Below are 15,366 nucleotides of genomic sequence, written 5' to 3'. Positions count from 1 at the left end.
TCCCCCACGACATCGTGAAAAATCGGCCTTGCCAAGTATGGCATGGATTGGCATTTTGTCGGCTTATCGTGACGGTTTACGGGAATATTCAGCCATTTCCTAACGCCCGGTAAAAAGTGGCGGCTCATGTTATGCGCTAATCCGCTATTTACTTCGCCACCGGGAGATCTGCGTATCGGGTGGTATACGCCGGTGATAACATCTCACGCTTCATCGCCCAGGATTTCTGGATTCCTTGTCCGGCGAACCATAGCTTCCCTTTCCCGCTTTGATTAATGCCATCGATCACCCGCATCAGCGTTTCGCTATTCGCCTGCGGCTGGATGTCATCAAACAAATTGAGCTGCGCCACACCCTGACTGAAGAAGTCACCTAACATTACCCCCGCTTTCATATAGCGGCACCCTTCCCGCCAGATGCGATCCAGCGCCTCGGTGGCCACGCGGATAATATCGCGGCTGTCATTGGTGGGCGTTAGTACTTTAATGATCGCCTGATTACCGTAAAAGATTTCACCCTCCGCATGCGGGCTGGTGCGAATAAACACGCCGATCTGTCGACAATACTGCCGTTCGCCACGCAACTTTTCGGCGGCGCGCACGGCATAGTTGCACACCGCTTCACGCATATCGGCGTACTCCGTGATACGTCCCGCAAACGAGCGTGAGCAGACAATCTGCTGCTTCACGGGCGCAAACTCTTCCAGTTCGAGACAGGGCTCACCGCGCAACTCGCGCACGGTGCGCTCCAGCACCACATTGAAATGCTTGCGGATCACCCAGGTGCTCTGCTCCGACAAATCCAGCGCGGTATTGATGCCCATGGCATTCAGCTTCTTACTGATACGACGCCCTACGCCCCACACATCCGCCACATCGACTAACGCCATTAACTTCTTTTGCCGCTCAAGGTTGGAGAGATCCAGCACGCCGCCGGTTTTGCTCCATTTCTTAGCGGCATGGTTAGCCAGCTTGGCGAGGGTTTTGGTGGGCGCAATCCCCACCCCTACCGCCAGATGCGTTTCGCGTTTCACCCGCTGCTGGATTTCCCGTCCGAACTCTTCCAGCACGCGGCAATTCCGCACGCCCGTCAGATTCATAAACGCCTCATCGATGGAGTAGATCTCAACGGCGGGCGCCATCTCTTCCAGTATTGTCATCACGCGCAGACTCATGTCGGCGTAAAGCGCATAGTTAGAGCTGAACACATGCACGTTATGGCGACGCAACACATCTTTGATTTTGAAATAGGGGCCGCCCATGCCGATATCCAGCTTCTTTGCCTCGGCCGAACGCGCGATGACGCAGCCATCGTTGTTGCTTAACACAATCACCGGCTTGCCTTTGAGGTCCGGCCTGAACACCGTCTCACACGAGGCATAGAATGAATTCACATCCACCAGCGCAAACATTACCGTCTCAGCGTTTTGATGACATGTTTAACGACACCGAAAATCTCAAACTGATCCGGGTCGGGAATGGGAATGATGGCGTGCGCCGCATTCATCGGTTTGAGATGCAAGCAAGGCTTCAGCATCAGCTGCTTCACCGTGAATTCCCCCGCGATAGCAGCCACCACCACATCACCCTGCTCGGGTTCTACAGCACTATCGACGATCAGCATATCGCCATCACTGATTCCGCCCTCAATCATCGAGTCACCGCTGACTTTGATGAAGTAAGTGGCGCTGGGATGCGTGACGCAGAGATCATTGAGGTCAATACGCTGCTCAACGTAATCCTGCGCCGGTGACGGAAAACCGCACGGCACACGACTGATAAACAAGGGCAAACTGAGGATGGCGCGGAGTTCCGCCGGTTGATAAAACACCATAATGATGGCCTTCGAAAATATACTGTATATAAATACAGTATTACTGATCGGGTTGTTTGATCAAGCGGGATCCTTCGGGATGGTGCAAAGCAGTTGGCAGGAAAGGAGATTTAGTTTTGGCGGGTTTTAACGGTGAGATGGATGTGCTGCGGTGGTTTTGGGCTAGGGTGAAATGAGGGTTCGCTACAAAGTTGAACGACTGTTTTTCTCACGACTTCATATAGGAAATGCACTTTGCCTCAACCTCAAGACCAGAGCATGCGCCGAACGGCCTTTATGGCGGATACCACTGCACTGATTTTATTTTTCACCACGACGGGCATCATTAATGAACGATGGATCGCCGGCATGGCGTGGGATCAAGTTCTGCATGCCCGTTTGATTGGTGCTGTTTTGATGGTGCCGGTTGCCCGTCCTTACGGCTTGTGGCGCGATTGGGTGATGCAGCGTGCGGGATCGGGCCGGATTTCGAAACTGCTGTGGGACAGTATCGCGCTGGTGAGTTTTCAGGTGCCGATCTATGCAGCAATCATTGCTTTTAGCGGTGCATCAGGCAGTGGACTGGTGCGTGGGACGCTCGGTGCTGCGTTGATGATGCTGTGTTTGGGCAGGCCTTATGGCGCGTTTCTTAATTGGGTGCGAGGAGTGTTTGGTTTGCCGCCGGGCGGAGAAAAGCCGATGTCATTGGATAGCTAAATGATTCTCAACCGGAAGCGAACAAAAATTATTCGAATAGCCTGTGAAAGGGTGTGTTAACCTTTTGATGAACAGGCACTTTTCCCACATAAATAATCCATTTTTTATAAAATCATTAAAGCCCGTGCCTCACGCTGTATTAAAAATGAACAACCCCCGTTCCGCATGATAGATACGCAAGATTGAATATTTAAAGGCTTCGCTTTTATTGATCATGAGAATCCACACCATGACATTATTAAGACGAGTCGTAATGCAATATTGAAAATAGCTTCTAAATTTAAATTGAGGTTGTCATTAATTCGATCTGATGGAGGATTTTCAGTGTTATTTCAAGATCATGAAAAAAGCCATATTATCATTGGTGAAGCCGCATTAAGCCTTGCTTTATGTCGAAAGGAAATCAGTGTTGCGAACCTTTTTTCACAGCTTGGTTTGATGTCTAAATCAGAGAATAATATTGACCGCTTGACTCAAATCGCTAAAGCCAGAAACTGGTTAATGAGCTTTGAGTCATCTTCAGTCGCCGAGGAGCAAACACCTTATTTGCAAACCTTAGTTAGCCTGAATAATGAATTGAATTAACGATAGATGAACTGAAGCCAAAGGACGTAATCCGGTTCCGGCCGGAAGACGACGAAGCGGATAACCTCATCGGTTACACGTGAGTGTATACCGGCCGGAGACACTGTCAGGGACGACACTCTCAAAATGATTTGCCAGAATCAGTCTTTCGCTACACCACTGGCGAAGCAACTGAGTTATCAGGCACAAGCTGATAACACACTCCACGTAAACCATCCCCGCATAAAACCGCAAACATCGAAGATGCCTTTGAGCATAAATTGGTCTAATAAGATTTATGGACGATGCCAGAACGGTTTTTGGTGATCACCGCCCTCCCAATTTTGACAAAATGCGCTAAATTTATTTCATATGCGGTTTCGATATCAGTCGAAATTCCACCATGTACAAAATCCGCACTCTACTAATAGATTGCGATTTTTATACGTTACAGCCTGACCATAATGACGTTTGAGTAGCGGACATAAGGGATAAAATCATGTATCAGAGCGCACAACAGTCAACCAATAGCGCGAAGTCTTTCCTTCACTTAGATGCGCTTCGCGACAAAGCCACTGCTGAAACCGTTGTGATTGAAGCAGCCGCAGGTGAAATCACCCAACGTGGCGTGAGAGTCACCAACGGCGCCGTGATTTTGCAATTGATCACTGAAGTGCAGAAGGCCTCTGATCCCGTGCAAATCGATCTGTTACTCAACGCCCTCAAAATCGTGGTCGGGATGACACCGGGTGAAGCGGAACGCTGGGCATACTTCAACTGGTAACAGTGTTTATGAAGGCTAAGCACATCCTCGGCCATTGATATTGTTGCGACAGAAGCCCCACATCAAGGAAACAGACGGGAAGCACTCAATATTTTAAAGAATGCAGGTATCAGCTATACGCCAGGTATCGACAAACACGAAGTGGAGGATTTTCTGTCACCTTATTTAGTGAGGTCATATTAGGCGCCTGCAAATTTCGACGCTGTTCGCGCCGGAAAGGCAAGATCTGCTTCACGCTGAAAGCCGACCTGACATCTCGCCAGTGGGTCCATTCCGTACCAGAAGCTGTAGTTCAATCAGCAATGCCTTAGTTGCGTAATGAAATGGATGACGAACAGTGTTTTGTTTACGTAAGGTAAATGCTCATTCCTCCGCCAAAAAAAGGACTAAGCATGGGCAGGTTTCAAGGTAAACGTATACTGATCACTGGTGGTACAAGTGGCATGGGACTGGCAGGCGCGCTGCGCATGATCGCTGAGGGTGGTGATGTAGCTATTACAGGGCTCGGTGAAGAAAGACTGGAACGCGCCCGTACTCTGCTGCCTAAAACATCGCTTATTTTGAAAAGTGACTCTGCAAGCGAAGTTGACATCAATACGCTAAAGGAAGCTATTAGCGATTGGGGTTCACTTGATGGATTATGGCTCAATGCTGGCTTCGCGGAGGTCAGTTCTCCGGAATCTGTAACGGCGGATTCTTTTAATCGTATGATGAACGCAAATGTGCGCGGCCCGATGCTACAGCTTGCCGCCCTATCAAAATCACTTAATTCAGGTGCATCCGTTCTGGTTACTTCGTCCTCTTCAACTTACGAAGGTGCGGCTATGACAAGCCTGTATGCAGCGACGAAAGGTGCCGTTATCGCAATGGTCAAAAGCTGGGCATCTGCGCTGGCGGAACGTGGCATTCGCGCCAACACTTTAGTGCCAGGCCCAATTGAAACTAATTTCAGGCACTTTATGCCAGAGGAGTCGCGTCAGCAGTTTGAAGATTTCGTGGTAAGCCAGGTTCCTTTAGGTCGCGCAGGCACAGCAGAAGAAGCCGCTGCGGTTGCACTCTTCCTCCTGTCCGATGACGCATCCTATGTTACTGGCAGTCAGTATGCTGTAGACGGTGGGCTGGTACATTACTGATGTTTCTAAAAGGAGTTATGAAATCTATCGAGTAGATTCAATAAAGTCTGCTGTTCGCTCACAGTGGATCTCACCCAGCTACAGGTCTGCTCCGTGCCAGGAGCAGACATTACCTAACACATTAATGACCGTCACAGGTTTACGCTTTCTTCACAGTAAGAGTGGTGGTTGATGAGTTATCATATTTTAAAACACCCAACTGATAAATCCATCTGAATACTTTTTACTGATTTTTATTGCATACAAATCATGAAGACTTAGAAATAAATCATAATCTTTTTTGAATATTAACTCCTCATACTCTGCCATTATTAAATTATGCTGAGATGTTAGTTTGGACATCCTCTCCATTTCACTGACAAGCATGGATTTATTTGCGTCGATAGATTCGTCCATAGCAATAAACTTCCGCATTAAGGGAATTAACTGATTAGGGTCTAAGTTTTTTGTATTCTCCTTGGCTTTTTTTTGTCTTTCTGAATAGATGGAATTAATCGCATCTGTATATTTTTTGGACAGCTCCATGAATTCAGGATATGACCCAGTAACTAATGAAAGCTCTTCATACTTGAGAAATAAATCGGTCTTGCATTTCTTTACCGTTATTTCAAGGTCTTCAACTCCCTTTTTTAACTCCACGTTTGCTTTAATAATAGACATCGGAAGAGCTTCATAATATTGGCCTAATTTCGAATCAGGGGTCACAGTCATATGTACTATCTCATTAGACATAAGCTGATAAGATCCAGATAACTCCCCATACTTTAGAAAAAGTTCATTGTGTGAAGATGAACAAGAACTTTGTAATTCCCTCATTGGCCTGAAGTAATCCTTTATAAGTTCCTCTTGAAGACCTTGGTCTTTTTTGTAGTTTTCTAAAATTCCAGCAAAAAGAAATGATCCTAAAGATATAGAAATTATGGCAATTAGCAATTGACTAGAAAATGATTGTGCTCCATTACTCATGAATTATCCTTAACATATTTTAGAAATAAACGCCCCTGTTAGGGAGAGATCGACAGGTCGGAAACAAACTTAACTGATGGGTTAACCATAGTCCAGGAGCTTATTTAAACACTTAGTGTGGCTGTCTGCTTCACGCTCATAACGGTCCCCCCTCTCCAATCCGCCTCATGCTGATGGCTGGCATAGTTATCACAAATACTTCCAAGCATTATGGTAAATCCCGTGTTGTGCTGTGCTCAAACAGTTGTATCTCGCAAATTCTTCAGCAAACATCTCCAAAGCACAATTAAGGAGCACCTACCATGAACATAACCAAAATCGACCATATTCACGTCTACGTTGACGATATCGAAAAAGCAGAACGCTGGTATCAGGAAATCCTTGGCTTCACCCGCGATAGCTCGCTGTACTTCTGGTTTGAACAAGGAGGGCCGCTGGTCATCAGGAATAATGGCGCCTCACTTTCCCTCTTCCTGAGAAAATCCCAGCACCCAGGCCATACCATGGCTTTTGCCGTGCAGGCATCAGCATTTCTCGAACTGATATCTATCCTCAAGTGCAAAAAAATCGCCTATACCGTCAGTGATCACGATGTCTCTATGTCGCTTTACTTCAGCGATCTCAGTGGCAACAAGATTGAAATTACGTCCTGGGAATATACGCAGGCAAAACAGATATTGGAAAATGCGGTATAGCGATTCGCCAACCAGCAACGGATAACGCTACAATCAGAAACGGATTAACATTTTGAACGGAGTCAAAAATTGAAATTTCACTATTCGCTTTATCGCCTTAGCTTGGCAAAACAATGGCAAAAGGACCGATTCAGAATTACATTTTTTATTCTCACCGGCCTATTCTTTTCAGCCGTCATCAAATGGCTATTACCCCAATTAACTCATGGCAATATCACCGGCGGCTTTACCGGTATGCTATGCGGGCTTGCAGCAAGCTTTTGGCTTACTAATATTGCGTGGCTTACATTTAAGACCCCCATTCGCCAAAGCGACCTGGATTCAGTTCTGGAGAAATACCATTACCAGCAAACTGAGCAAGGTTATTATGAGCTGCAGATAGCGAAATACAGAAGATTCAAATCTCAGCGTATTTATTTAAGTAACGATGGCAATGATGTCACGCTTGAAGGCCCCTACAACACCCTCAAAAGAATCATCAATCATCTCAATAAATAGCCGGAAACTTTGAGGGGCCAATATTAGATGACTGGCGCAAATACCCAGCCAGTCATCGTCAGTCTTAACCGTGCACCACCACATTAAACCCTTCATCCGCATGCGGTGCGACGAAGTAGCTGCTGATCACATCAAACTGCGCATCGGTGGCCGCGAAGTCATGCTCACCTTCTGCGTTGCGCGCATGCAAACGGGTTTTGCACACCGCATCCGGCACATCGATAAAGTGCAGTTGATGCTCCGCCTGAGCACTCTGGATCACCGCCTTCATCCACTGACGTTGGCCTACGGTGTTAGCCGGGAAATCCAGCACCACTGACACACCGCACTGCAGCAGCGATATCAGGTGCGGCGTCATCGCATTGCGTAACTTGCCCGCACAACGCACGTAGTCCGCAACATCCTGCATCTCTTCGGCGAACAAATGTGCCAGCCAGGCGTCTTCGCTAATAATCACCGCGCCAGTTTGTTGGGCCAGTTGATGTGCCAGCGTGGATTTTCCGGCAGCGATTTTACCGCACAGCAGATGTAAAACAGGACGAGATGTGGACACAGACGCAGATTCCATTAGCCAGCTCCAGATAAAATGACGCTCTACCATGCCGTTAAATGCCGGTCCAGTAAAGCCTGGCATCTACACTTACGCTATCTCTGCAAAAATAAGGAGACGCATGATGAGTCAACGCCTGTATAAAATCGACTTTCCGGTCAGCAAGGCGCGGAAGTATCTGGAACCCGGTCCGGTGGTGTTGCTGAGTTCGCAATTTGAAGATCACCACGACATCATGACGCTCGGCTGGCACACCATTCTAGAGTTCTCGCCGTCACTGGTGGGCTGCATGATCGCCAACGGCAACTACAGTCATGAGCTGATTCGGCAAAGCGGACAGTGCGTGATGAACATTCCCTCGGTGGATTTGGTGGATAGCGTGGTGGCGATTGGTAACTGCCATGGCGATCACCTCGATAAGTTCGATGCCTTTCACCTCACGCCAGAACCGGCAAAAGTGGTGAATGCGCCGCTGATCGATGAGTGCTTCGCCAGCTTTGAGTGTCAGCTGTATGACGATTCGATGGTGAATAACTACGGCTTCTTTATTTTCGAAATCGTCAAAGCGCATGTCGCCGATAAACCGGAATTTCCGCCGACGCTGCACTACACTGGCGAAGGACGTTTTACCGTAATGAGCAATAGCGTGCTCGACAAGCACCATGATTTTAAGCCAGAAATGTTAATTTAAGCGGCTTGAATTCGCCTTCGAGCGCCCTCACAGTAACGCTTTCAACCTGACAGGAGTAATAACAATGGCAACCGAATATGCGGTGATCGCCGGTGGCTGTTTCTGGTGTACCGAAGCAGTGTTCAAAGATGTGATTGGCGTGGAGTCAGTCGAAAGTGGGTATACCGGCGGGGAGCGCCCGAACCCAACCTATGAGCAGGTGTGCAGCGGTGCCACCGGCCACGCCGAAGCGATCCGCGTCGGTTTCGATCCCGAGCAAGTGAAATATGGCGACCTGCTGGATATCAGCTTTGCGACGCACGATCCAACGCAGCTGAACCGTCAGGGCAACGACGTCGGTACCCAGTATCGTTCAGCGATCTTCCCGGCGAATCCAGAGCAGGAAGCCGAAGCGATTGCCGCCATTGCGCGTGCGCAAGCCGATCTCAACGTGCCAGTGGTGACCACCATCGAGCCGCTGAAAGAGTGGTATCCGGCAGAAGATTATCATCAGGATTACTGGGATGGCGCCGGCCAGCGTAACGGCTACTGCATGGCGGTGATTCCACCGAAACTGCAGAAGCTGCGTAAGAGCTTTGCCAACCGCGTGAAGCAGGGCTAATCCAGCCCCCTAAGATGCGGCCTCTGCACGCCGCATCCAGTCTGCTTATCACCATCAAAGGTCGTCATTTATGACGACCTTTTTGCATTAAAGCGTCATAATAGCGCCCTCTTCTCTTCAGGGAGCGATGATGACCACGCCTCAACCCGCAATCCCCGCGCGCAAGCGGCCCATGAAACTCAACACGCTGGTGACGCTGATGCTCAGCGCGGTGATCGTGCTGGTGCTGCTGAGTGTGCACATGTTCTATTTCTTCCAGATTGGTGCCTCAACCCGCGCCCAGCTGGAAGATAAAGCCATGGCGGTGGCCCGCACGCTGGCAAGATCGCCGGAGATTCAGCAGGCGCTGACGCAACCGGTGGCTAACGCCAATATTCAGCCCATCGCGAAAGCCGTGGAAGAGAGCAACAATCTGCTGTTTATTACCGTCACCAATATGGACGGTATCCGCTATTCTCATCGCAATCCGGAACTGGTCGGTAAGCACTTTATCGGCGAAGACATTGGGCCTGCCCTGCGCGGCCATGAAAACGTCTCGGTGAACAAAGGTTCGCTGGCAAAAGCGCTGCGCGTGTTTACTCCGGTGTATAACGCGGAGGATCGGCAGATCGGCGTGGTGGCGATCGGTATTTCCCTTGATGCCGTGACCGATCAGATCAACGAAAGCCGCTGGAGCATTATCTGGACCATCCTGATTGGTACGCTGGCGGGGGCGATTGGCACCCTGGTGCTGGTGCGCGTGCTGAAGCGCATCTTGTTCGGCCTCGAACCCTACGAGATTTCCACTCTGTTTGAGCAGCGTCAGGCAATTCTCAACTCGGTCAAAGAGGGCGTGGTGGCGATGGACGATCAGGCGCAGGTGACGCTGGTGAATCAGGCCGCGCGCACCCTGCTTAATGAGCCGTCGTCCAGCGGTATGATTGATAACGAGGGCATTGATGATGCCTCGGTGATCAACCAACACCTGCGAGATGTGCTGCACAGCGGCCGTGCGCGTCGTGATGAAGAGCTGAATGTGAATGGTCGCTTGTTGTTGTGCAATACGGTGCCGGTACGCAGCCAGGGACGCATTATTGGCGCGGTCTGTACTTTCAGGGACAAGACCGAAATCAGCCGACTGATGCAGCGTCTGACGGGCATGGTAAACTACGTCGATGCGTTGCGGGAGCGCTCGCACGAGTTCATGAACAAGCTGCACGTGATCCTCGGCCTGCTGCACATGAAAAACTATGCGCAGGTGGAAGCGTATATTTTGAAAACCGCCAATAATTACCAGACTGAGATTGGCTATTTGCTCGATCGCATCAAGTCACCGGTGATTGCCGGTTTCCTGCTGAGCAAGATCAATCGCGCCTCGGATTGTGGTCATCGCCTGACCATCAGCGATGCCAGCTTTGTGCCCGACAGCGGTAACGAAGACCAGATGGCGGCCCTGATCACCGTGGTCGGTAATCTGGTGGAGAACGCCATCGATGCGCTCAGCGAGCAGACTGAAGGCGAGATCCACGTGATGCTGCACTATCAGAACGGCTGGCTGGCGTGCGAAGTGAGTGACGATGGTCCCGGCATTGAGCCGGCCAATCTGGCGACAATTTTTGATAAAGGGTTCTCCACCAAAGGAGAGAACCGTGGTGTGGGCCTGTTCCTGCTGAAACAGCAAACGGAAAACCTCGGTGGCGGCGTGACCGTTGAGTCAGAACCCGGCGTATTTACCCAATTTTTAGTACAACTTCCCTGGGATGGAGGAAACCAATCCGCATGATCAATGTGTTAGTGGTCGATGATGACGCCATGGTCGCTGAGCTGAACCGCTCGTTTATCGGTCAGGTTCAGGGCTTTCACTGCTGCGGGACCGCTTCGACCCTGAAGCAGGCCAAAGAGATTTTGTTCAACAGCGACACCCCGATTGATTTGGTGCTGCTGGATATCTACATGCAGCAAGAGAATGGCCTCGACCTGTTGCCGGAACTGCGCAAAGCCCAGAGTTCGGTAGAGGTGATCATCATTTCATCCGCTGCCGATGCCGAAAACATCAAAACTTCGCTGCACTACGGCGTGGTGGATTATCTGATCAAGCCGTTCCAGTTCCCGCGTTTTGAAGAAGCGCTCACCAGCTGGCGGCAGAAGAAGTCGTTGATGGATAATCAGCACTACTATCAGCAGTCTGATGTCGATCTGTTGATCCATGGTAACCCGGCCACGCAGCATGACAACAAGCGCCTGCCGAAGGGTTTAACGCCGCAGACGCTGCGCACCTTGTGTCAGTGGATTGATGCCCATCCCGGCCATGAGTTCTCCACCGATGAGCTGGCGGCGGAAGTGAATATTTCGCGCGTGTCGTGCCGTAAATATCTGATCTGGCTGGCGCAGATTAATATTCTGTTCACCAGCATTCATTACGGCGCCACCGGCCGTCCGGTGTATCGCTATCGTTTACAGCCGGAATACCATTCGCTGTTGCAGCAATACTGTCAGTAACGCAGCTGCCAGTCGACATCGCGCTGCTGGAACTGAAAGTGGCGCGGTGAAGAGCAGATGATTTGCCGATCGCGGGTGACGAACACCGCATCCAGATCGGGCTGGTCGGCCAGATAAGCCAGCCCCTGCTCGACGCCCATGCCGTACAGCAGCGTGGTGTAGATGTCGCCATCCAGCGAACGGTCGGAAATTACCGTCACGCTCAGCAACTCGTTATCCAGCGGATAGCCGGTGTGGGGATCGAAGATATGGTGCCAGCACTTGCCGTCCAGTTCGAAATAGCGCTCGTAAATCCCCGATGTCACCACCGATTTACCCTGCACCTGCAGCACACCCAGCAGTTCATCCTCGCGTCCAAACGGCTTTTTCAGGCCGATGCTCCAGCCTTGTGGCTCATGCGGCGGTGCGCCGAGGGTCTGCACATTGCCCCCGAGATTGATCAGCGCCTGCGGCACGCCCTGCTGGCGTAAAAACGTTTGCACCACATCCGCGATATACCCTTTGGCGATGGCCCCGAGATCGATCTCCATGCCCGGCTGTTGCAGGAACACCGAGCGCTTTTCTTCGTTGAGGATCACCTGATGTGGATCGGTGAGCGGCAACAGTGCGGCAATCTCATTGGCGGGAGGCACGGCACGCCCCTGAAAACCAATCTTCCAGCGTTTGACCACCGGACCGATAGTGAAGTTAAAAGCGCTGCCGGGTGACACACTGACGGCGTGTGCCACGCTGATCAGCCGGAACACCGCCTCACTGACGCGCACCGCATGGCAACCCGCTGCCTGGTTGATCGACATCACTTCGGATTCGGCACGATTGACGGTGAACAGGTTTTCCTGCTGCTTGATAAGTTGAAAGACCTGACGGGCTAAGGTGGGATTATCGTCGAACAGTTTGAGCAGAATGGGGGAACCCATCAGGACAGCGGAGTAAGAGTAGACGCCTTCGGTCATAGAGCCTCGTTTACCCGCCATGTTGCACGCCAGTGCCTTATGCATGTCACCCGGTGACCGACGGTTGTCAGTCACCGGAATCCACACTCTAACGCCTTACTCTGGTACGCAATATTTTGGGTAATTAACGTTAATTAGTTTCCTAACGCCAGTTTAGCCGCATTGTGACCGGCCTTGATACCGAAGATGATGATATCCGCTACCGCGTTGCCACCGATACGGTTCGCACCGTGGATGCCGCCGACCACTTCACCGGCAGCCCAGGCACCGGGAATCACCTGTTTCTGCGCATCCAGCACCGCGGTATCGGTGTTGATGGTGACGCCGCCCATAGTGTGGTGCACCCCGGGAGCGATACGGATGGCGAAGTACGGACCTTTATTCAGCGGGTGACGCAGCGCCGTCTTACGACCGAAGTCTTCATCATCCTGCTTCGCCACGAACTCGTTGTAACGACCGAGTGTGGTTTGCAGCGCTTCCTGATCCATGTTGAGTTTCACCGCCAGCTCGTGCGGGGTTGGTGCGCTAATCACAAAGCCTTTGGCAATATACTCGTCGGCCGCTTTGTTGTTGGCACGCACCTGCTCATCAAACACGATCCATGCGCTTTTCTCTGGCAGTGCGATGATCTCAGCAGAGACTTTGTCACGGGTTTCCATCTCGTTGTAGAAACGATGGCCCGCCTGGCTGACCAGAATCGCCCCACCGCCACGCATCGCTTCGGAGATCAGATAAGAGGTGGTCTGCTCAACCGTTGGGTGAATCTGGATCTCGCCCATATCCACGGTATCCGCACCGATTTTTTGCAGCATGGCGATACCGCTACCGGTGGCACCTTTGTGGTTGGTGGTAACGAAGCCATCCAGTTCCGGGCGATATTTCACCACCATCTCGCGGTTAGCACTGAAACCGCCGGTGGCGACAATCACGCTTTTCGCATTAAGAATGCGGCTGTCATTGTACTCATCCACCACTTTGACGCCGGTAACGGCACCGTTTTCCACCAGGATTTCTGAAACGGAGGTCTCCAGCAGCACTTCGATTTCGCGCTGGTTGACGTTTTTCACCAGGCCGCTGATCAGGAAGCCACCTACCGCTGAACGGTCTTCCGGGCGGTGCGTACGGTCGATGCTCATGCCGCCAGTGATGGTAATGTCGCACAGTTCGATATTTTTCGCCGCCAGCCACTCAATCGCTTCTGGCGCCTGCTCAACAAACTCGCGCAGCAGCACCGGGTTGTTTTTGAATTTACCGCCCTTCAGCGTCTCTTCGTAGAACAGCTCTTTGCTGTCTTCGATGCCTTTCAGTTTCTGATAGCGGGTTTCGGCGGCGTTCATGCCCACCGAGGCTTTGATGGTGTTACCGCCAATGGTCGGCATCTTCTCGATGATCACCACGCGTGCGCCGTCATCGTGCGCCTGAATCGCCGCCGCCAGACCGGCACCGCCAGTCCCCACCACCACCACGTCATAATTGACCGGTGCGTTCGGGTTACCGCCCTCTTCAATCACATACTCTTTGCTTGACGTGGTCAGTGCGCGGGACACCGCTTTTTTCAGCGCCTCACTCTGCGTGGTCGCACCGGTGATGGCATCGACGTGTGGGCTGTTCGCCACCAGAATGCGTTCACGCAGGCTTTCGAAGGTACTGGTAAAGTCGACATCCAGACTGGGATCCGGCACCAGTGAGATATCGGTGATACGGTCGGTGTCGAGCGTCACATTGATTTTCAGCTTCAGCGCTTCGGCTTCCACTTTCGCCTGGTAAACCCCGGCTTTGTATTTACGATGGCCATCGCTAACGTCGCGGATCATCGCATCCACCAGCGAGAAGCGCCACAGCGGTTCTGGAATCGTCAGCGCCTCACGCTTGGTGCTGTCGATGTAGAGCTCCATGTGCTCGTTTTTGATGATGCGGTCGGCCCAGTCCGGATAGGCGATGCAGGCTTTACCGACCGCCACCAAATCAAAGCCGTGCTCCAGCGCGTTCTCGGCATCTTCTTTATTCACCACACCACCCACGCCAATCACTGGCACTTTCGCCAGCGTGGCAGAGCGTTCGGCCAGGTATTTGGTGATCAGGGGCGTGGGATCTTTGGTATCGACAATCGATGGCCGCAGCAGCTGCCCGACGGAGAAGTGCACGTAGTCCAGACCGCGCGCCGCCAGTTTTTCCAGCAGATACATCGTGTCATCCCAACGGATACCGGGAACTTCCAGCTCTTCCGGTGAGAAGCGATAACCGATGATGAAGTCAGCCGCCGCAAAGCGATCGGCCATTTTATGGGTGATCTCCAGCACTTCCATTGGGAAGCGCGCGCGGTTATCGCGGCTGCCGCCCCATTTGTCGTCGCGCTGGTTGGAGTTAGGTGAGTAGAACTGCTGGATCAAATAGGTGTTCGCGCCGTGGATCTCAACACCGTCAAAACCGGCTTTGATCGCGCGGTTTACCGCATCACCAAACTTGGTGATCATCACATCGACTTCTTCGGCGGTCAGCGCTTGCGGTTTGGTGGCACCGTCACGCGGTGCGGCAATGGCGCTCGGTGCAACAGGGGTTTTACCGCCAATCAGCGCCGGTTCCACCATGCGGCCGCCGTGATAGATCTGCAGAATGGCTTTTGAACCTTCAGATTTGATCGCATGGGCGATTTTCGCCAGCCCGGCAATTTTGTTGTCGCTGTCGATACCCAACGCGCCAGGGAAAGCCGGGCCACGGTTATCAATAAAGCAGCATTCGACAATCACCGTACCGATACTGCCCGCACGTACGCGGTAATACTCGACCAAATCGCTGGTGACGCCGCCGTCAAAATAGCCGGTACAGGTGGTCATCGGGGCCATCACCAGACGGTTTTTCAGCACCGCACCTTTTGGCAGCGTTAGCGGGTTAAGGATTGGGGTGAGCTTATTCATAATGAGCAA

General features: G+C 51.6%; 16 protein-coding genes. 10 read left to right on the top strand and 6 right to left on the bottom strand.

Annotation, left to right across the window (positions count from 1 at the left end):
* Positions 1–148: 148 nt before the first annotated feature.
* Both umuC and umuD read right to left on the bottom strand, forming a co-directional pair.
* Positions 149–1,411 (bottom strand): translesion error-prone DNA polymerase V subunit UmuC, encoded by a 1,263-nt coding sequence (gene umuC, locus AC1MDE_RS08570; protein ID WP_034821883.1) that lies wholly within the window; start codon positions 1,409–1,411, stop codon positions 149–151.
* A complete protein-coding gene (gene umuD, locus AC1MDE_RS08565; RefSeq protein ID WP_034821888.1) occupies positions 1,411–1,833 on the bottom strand; it encodes a translesion error-prone DNA polymerase V autoproteolytic subunit in 423 nt (140 codons plus the stop codon). The genes umuC and umuD overlap by 1 nt, the downstream gene beginning before the upstream one ends.
* A gap of 258 nt (positions 1,834–2,091) precedes the next feature.
* Here umuD and alaE point away from each other — a divergent pair, with 258 nt between their 5' ends.
* The 4 genes from alaE to AC1MDE_RS08545 all read left to right on the top strand — a co-directional run bounded on the left by alaE (position 2,092) and on the right by AC1MDE_RS08545 (position 5,010).
* Positions 2,092–2,529, top strand: a complete 438-nt coding sequence (alaE, locus tag AC1MDE_RS08560; protein WP_480344472.1) for an L-alanine exporter AlaE — start codon at positions 2,092–2,094, stop codon at positions 2,527–2,529.
* A 324-nt stretch (positions 2,530–2,853) separates the two neighbouring features.
* On the top strand, positions 2,854–3,114 hold the full coding sequence (locus tag AC1MDE_RS08555; RefSeq protein ID WP_480344471.1) for a hypothetical protein: 261 nt from the start codon (positions 2,854–2,856) through the stop codon (positions 3,112–3,114).
* A gap of 478 nt (positions 3,115–3,592) precedes the next feature.
* Positions 3,593–3,877, top strand: coding sequence for a biofilm development regulator YmgB/AriR family protein (locus AC1MDE_RS08550; protein WP_058959699.1), 285 nt, complete (start codon positions 3,593–3,595; stop codon positions 3,875–3,877).
* 392 nt (positions 3,878–4,269) lie between these two features.
* Positions 4,270–5,010 carry an SDR family oxidoreductase gene (locus AC1MDE_RS08545; RefSeq protein WP_480344470.1) on the top strand — a complete coding sequence of 247 codons (741 nt, stop codon included), beginning with the start codon at positions 4,270–4,272 and terminating at the stop codon, positions 5,008–5,010.
* 186 nt (positions 5,011–5,196) lie between these two features.
* Here AC1MDE_RS08545 and AC1MDE_RS08540 read toward each other — a convergent pair whose 3' ends face one another.
* On the bottom strand, positions 5,197–5,976 hold the full coding sequence (locus tag AC1MDE_RS08540) for a hypothetical protein (RefSeq protein ID WP_058959697.1): 780 nt from the start codon (positions 5,974–5,976) through the stop codon (positions 5,197–5,199).
* Between the two features lie 302 nt (positions 5,977–6,278).
* On the opposite strand from AC1MDE_RS08540, the gene AC1MDE_RS08535 reads away from it, so the two are divergent.
* The gene (locus AC1MDE_RS08535; RefSeq protein ID WP_160868198.1) at positions 6,279–6,671 is read left to right on the top strand and encodes a VOC family protein; all 393 of its coding nucleotides are present in this window, start codon (positions 6,279–6,281) and stop codon (positions 6,669–6,671) included.
* 69 nt (positions 6,672–6,740) lie between these two features.
* On the top strand, positions 6,741–7,169 hold the full coding sequence (locus AC1MDE_RS08530) for a hypothetical protein (protein WP_479414594.1): 429 nt from the start codon (positions 6,741–6,743) through the stop codon (positions 7,167–7,169).
* A gap of 64 nt (positions 7,170–7,233) precedes the next feature.
* On the opposite strand, the gene AC1MDE_RS08525 is transcribed toward AC1MDE_RS08530, so the two are convergent.
* Positions 7,234–7,737 (bottom strand): P-loop nucleotide/nucleoside kinase family protein, encoded by a 504-nt coding sequence (locus tag AC1MDE_RS08525; protein ID WP_479414595.1) that lies wholly within the window; start codon positions 7,735–7,737, stop codon positions 7,234–7,236.
* Positions 7,738–7,843: 106 nt separating this feature from the next.
* On the opposite strand from AC1MDE_RS08525, the gene AC1MDE_RS08520 reads away from it, so the two are divergent.
* From AC1MDE_RS08520 to dcuR, 4 genes are all read left to right on the top strand, one after another.
* On the top strand, positions 7,844–8,410 hold the full coding sequence (locus tag AC1MDE_RS08520) for a flavin reductase family protein (protein ID WP_479414933.1): 567 nt from the start codon (positions 7,844–7,846) through the stop codon (positions 8,408–8,410).
* Between the two features lie 64 nt (positions 8,411–8,474).
* Positions 8,475–9,011, top strand: coding sequence for a peptide-methionine (S)-S-oxide reductase MsrA (gene msrA, locus AC1MDE_RS08515; protein ID WP_039334791.1), 537 nt, complete (start codon positions 8,475–8,477; stop codon positions 9,009–9,011).
* 130 nt (positions 9,012–9,141) lie between these two features.
* Entirely contained in the window at positions 9,142–10,773 is a 1,632-nt protein-coding gene (locus AC1MDE_RS08510) for a sensor histidine kinase (protein ID WP_160868201.1), read from the top strand.
* Complete coding sequence (gene dcuR / locus AC1MDE_RS08505) at positions 10,770–11,489, top strand: two-component system response regulator DcuR (protein ID WP_034821922.1); 720 nt, start codon at positions 10,770–10,772, stop codon at positions 11,487–11,489. The genes AC1MDE_RS08510 and dcuR overlap by 4 nt, the downstream gene beginning before the upstream one ends.
* Here the strand turns inward: dcuR and AC1MDE_RS08500 are convergent.
* Positions 11,483–12,442 (bottom strand): FAD:protein FMN transferase, encoded by a 960-nt coding sequence (locus AC1MDE_RS08500; protein ID WP_058959769.1) that lies wholly within the window; start codon positions 12,440–12,442, stop codon positions 11,483–11,485. The two genes, dcuR and AC1MDE_RS08500, sit on opposite strands and share 7 nt — an antisense overlap.
* A gap of 134 nt (positions 12,443–12,576) precedes the next feature.
* Positions 12,577–15,357 carry a flavocytochrome c gene (locus tag AC1MDE_RS08495; protein WP_034821924.1) on the bottom strand — a complete coding sequence of 927 codons (2,781 nt, stop codon included), beginning with the start codon at positions 15,355–15,357 and terminating at the stop codon, positions 12,577–12,579.
* Positions 15,358–15,366 lie beyond the last annotated feature (9 nt).

It is taken from the genome of Pantoea folii (assembly GCF_056678875.1).
This window is presented reverse-complemented; position numbering and strand designations above follow the sequence as displayed.

Coding starts and splice junctions, on each gene's coding strand:
- AC1MDE_RS08520 (WP_479414933.1), top strand. CDS start 7,844: ATGAGTCAACGCCTGTATAAAATCGACTTTCCGGTCAGCAAGGCGCGG.
- umuC (WP_034821883.1), bottom strand. CDS start 1,411: ATGTTTGCGCTGGTGGATGTGAATTCATTCTATGCCTCGTGTGAGACG.
- dcuR (WP_034821922.1), top strand. CDS start 10,770: ATGATCAATGTGTTAGTGGTCGATGATGACGCCATGGTCGCTGAGCTG.
- AC1MDE_RS08545 (WP_480344470.1), top strand. CDS start 4,270: ATGGGCAGGTTTCAAGGTAAACGTATACTGATCACTGGTGGTACAAGT.
- AC1MDE_RS08540 (WP_058959697.1), bottom strand. CDS start 5,976: ATGAGTAATGGAGCACAATCATTTTCTAGTCAATTGCTAATTGCCATA.
- umuD (WP_034821888.1), bottom strand. CDS start 1,833: ATGGTGTTTTATCAACCGGCGGAACTCCGCGCCATCCTCAGTTTGCCC.
- AC1MDE_RS08495 (WP_034821924.1), bottom strand. CDS start 15,357: ATGAATAAGCTCACCCCAATCCTTAACCCGCTAACGCTGCCAAAAGGT.
- AC1MDE_RS08510 (WP_160868201.1), top strand. CDS start 9,142: ATGACCACGCCTCAACCCGCAATCCCCGCGCGCAAGCGGCCCATGAAA.
- AC1MDE_RS08525 (WP_479414595.1), bottom strand. CDS start 7,737: ATGGAATCTGCGTCTGTGTCCACATCTCGTCCTGTTTTACATCTGCTG.
- msrA (WP_039334791.1), top strand. CDS start 8,475: ATGGCAACCGAATATGCGGTGATCGCCGGTGGCTGTTTCTGGTGTACC.
- AC1MDE_RS08500 (WP_058959769.1), bottom strand. CDS start 12,442: ATGACCGAAGGCGTCTACTCTTACTCCGCTGTCCTGATGGGTTCCCCC.
- AC1MDE_RS08535 (WP_160868198.1), top strand. CDS start 6,279: ATGAACATAACCAAAATCGACCATATTCACGTCTACGTTGACGATATC.
- AC1MDE_RS08550 (WP_058959699.1), top strand. CDS start 3,593: ATGTATCAGAGCGCACAACAGTCAACCAATAGCGCGAAGTCTTTCCTT.
- alaE (WP_480344472.1), top strand. CDS start 2,092: ATGCGCCGAACGGCCTTTATGGCGGATACCACTGCACTGATTTTATTT.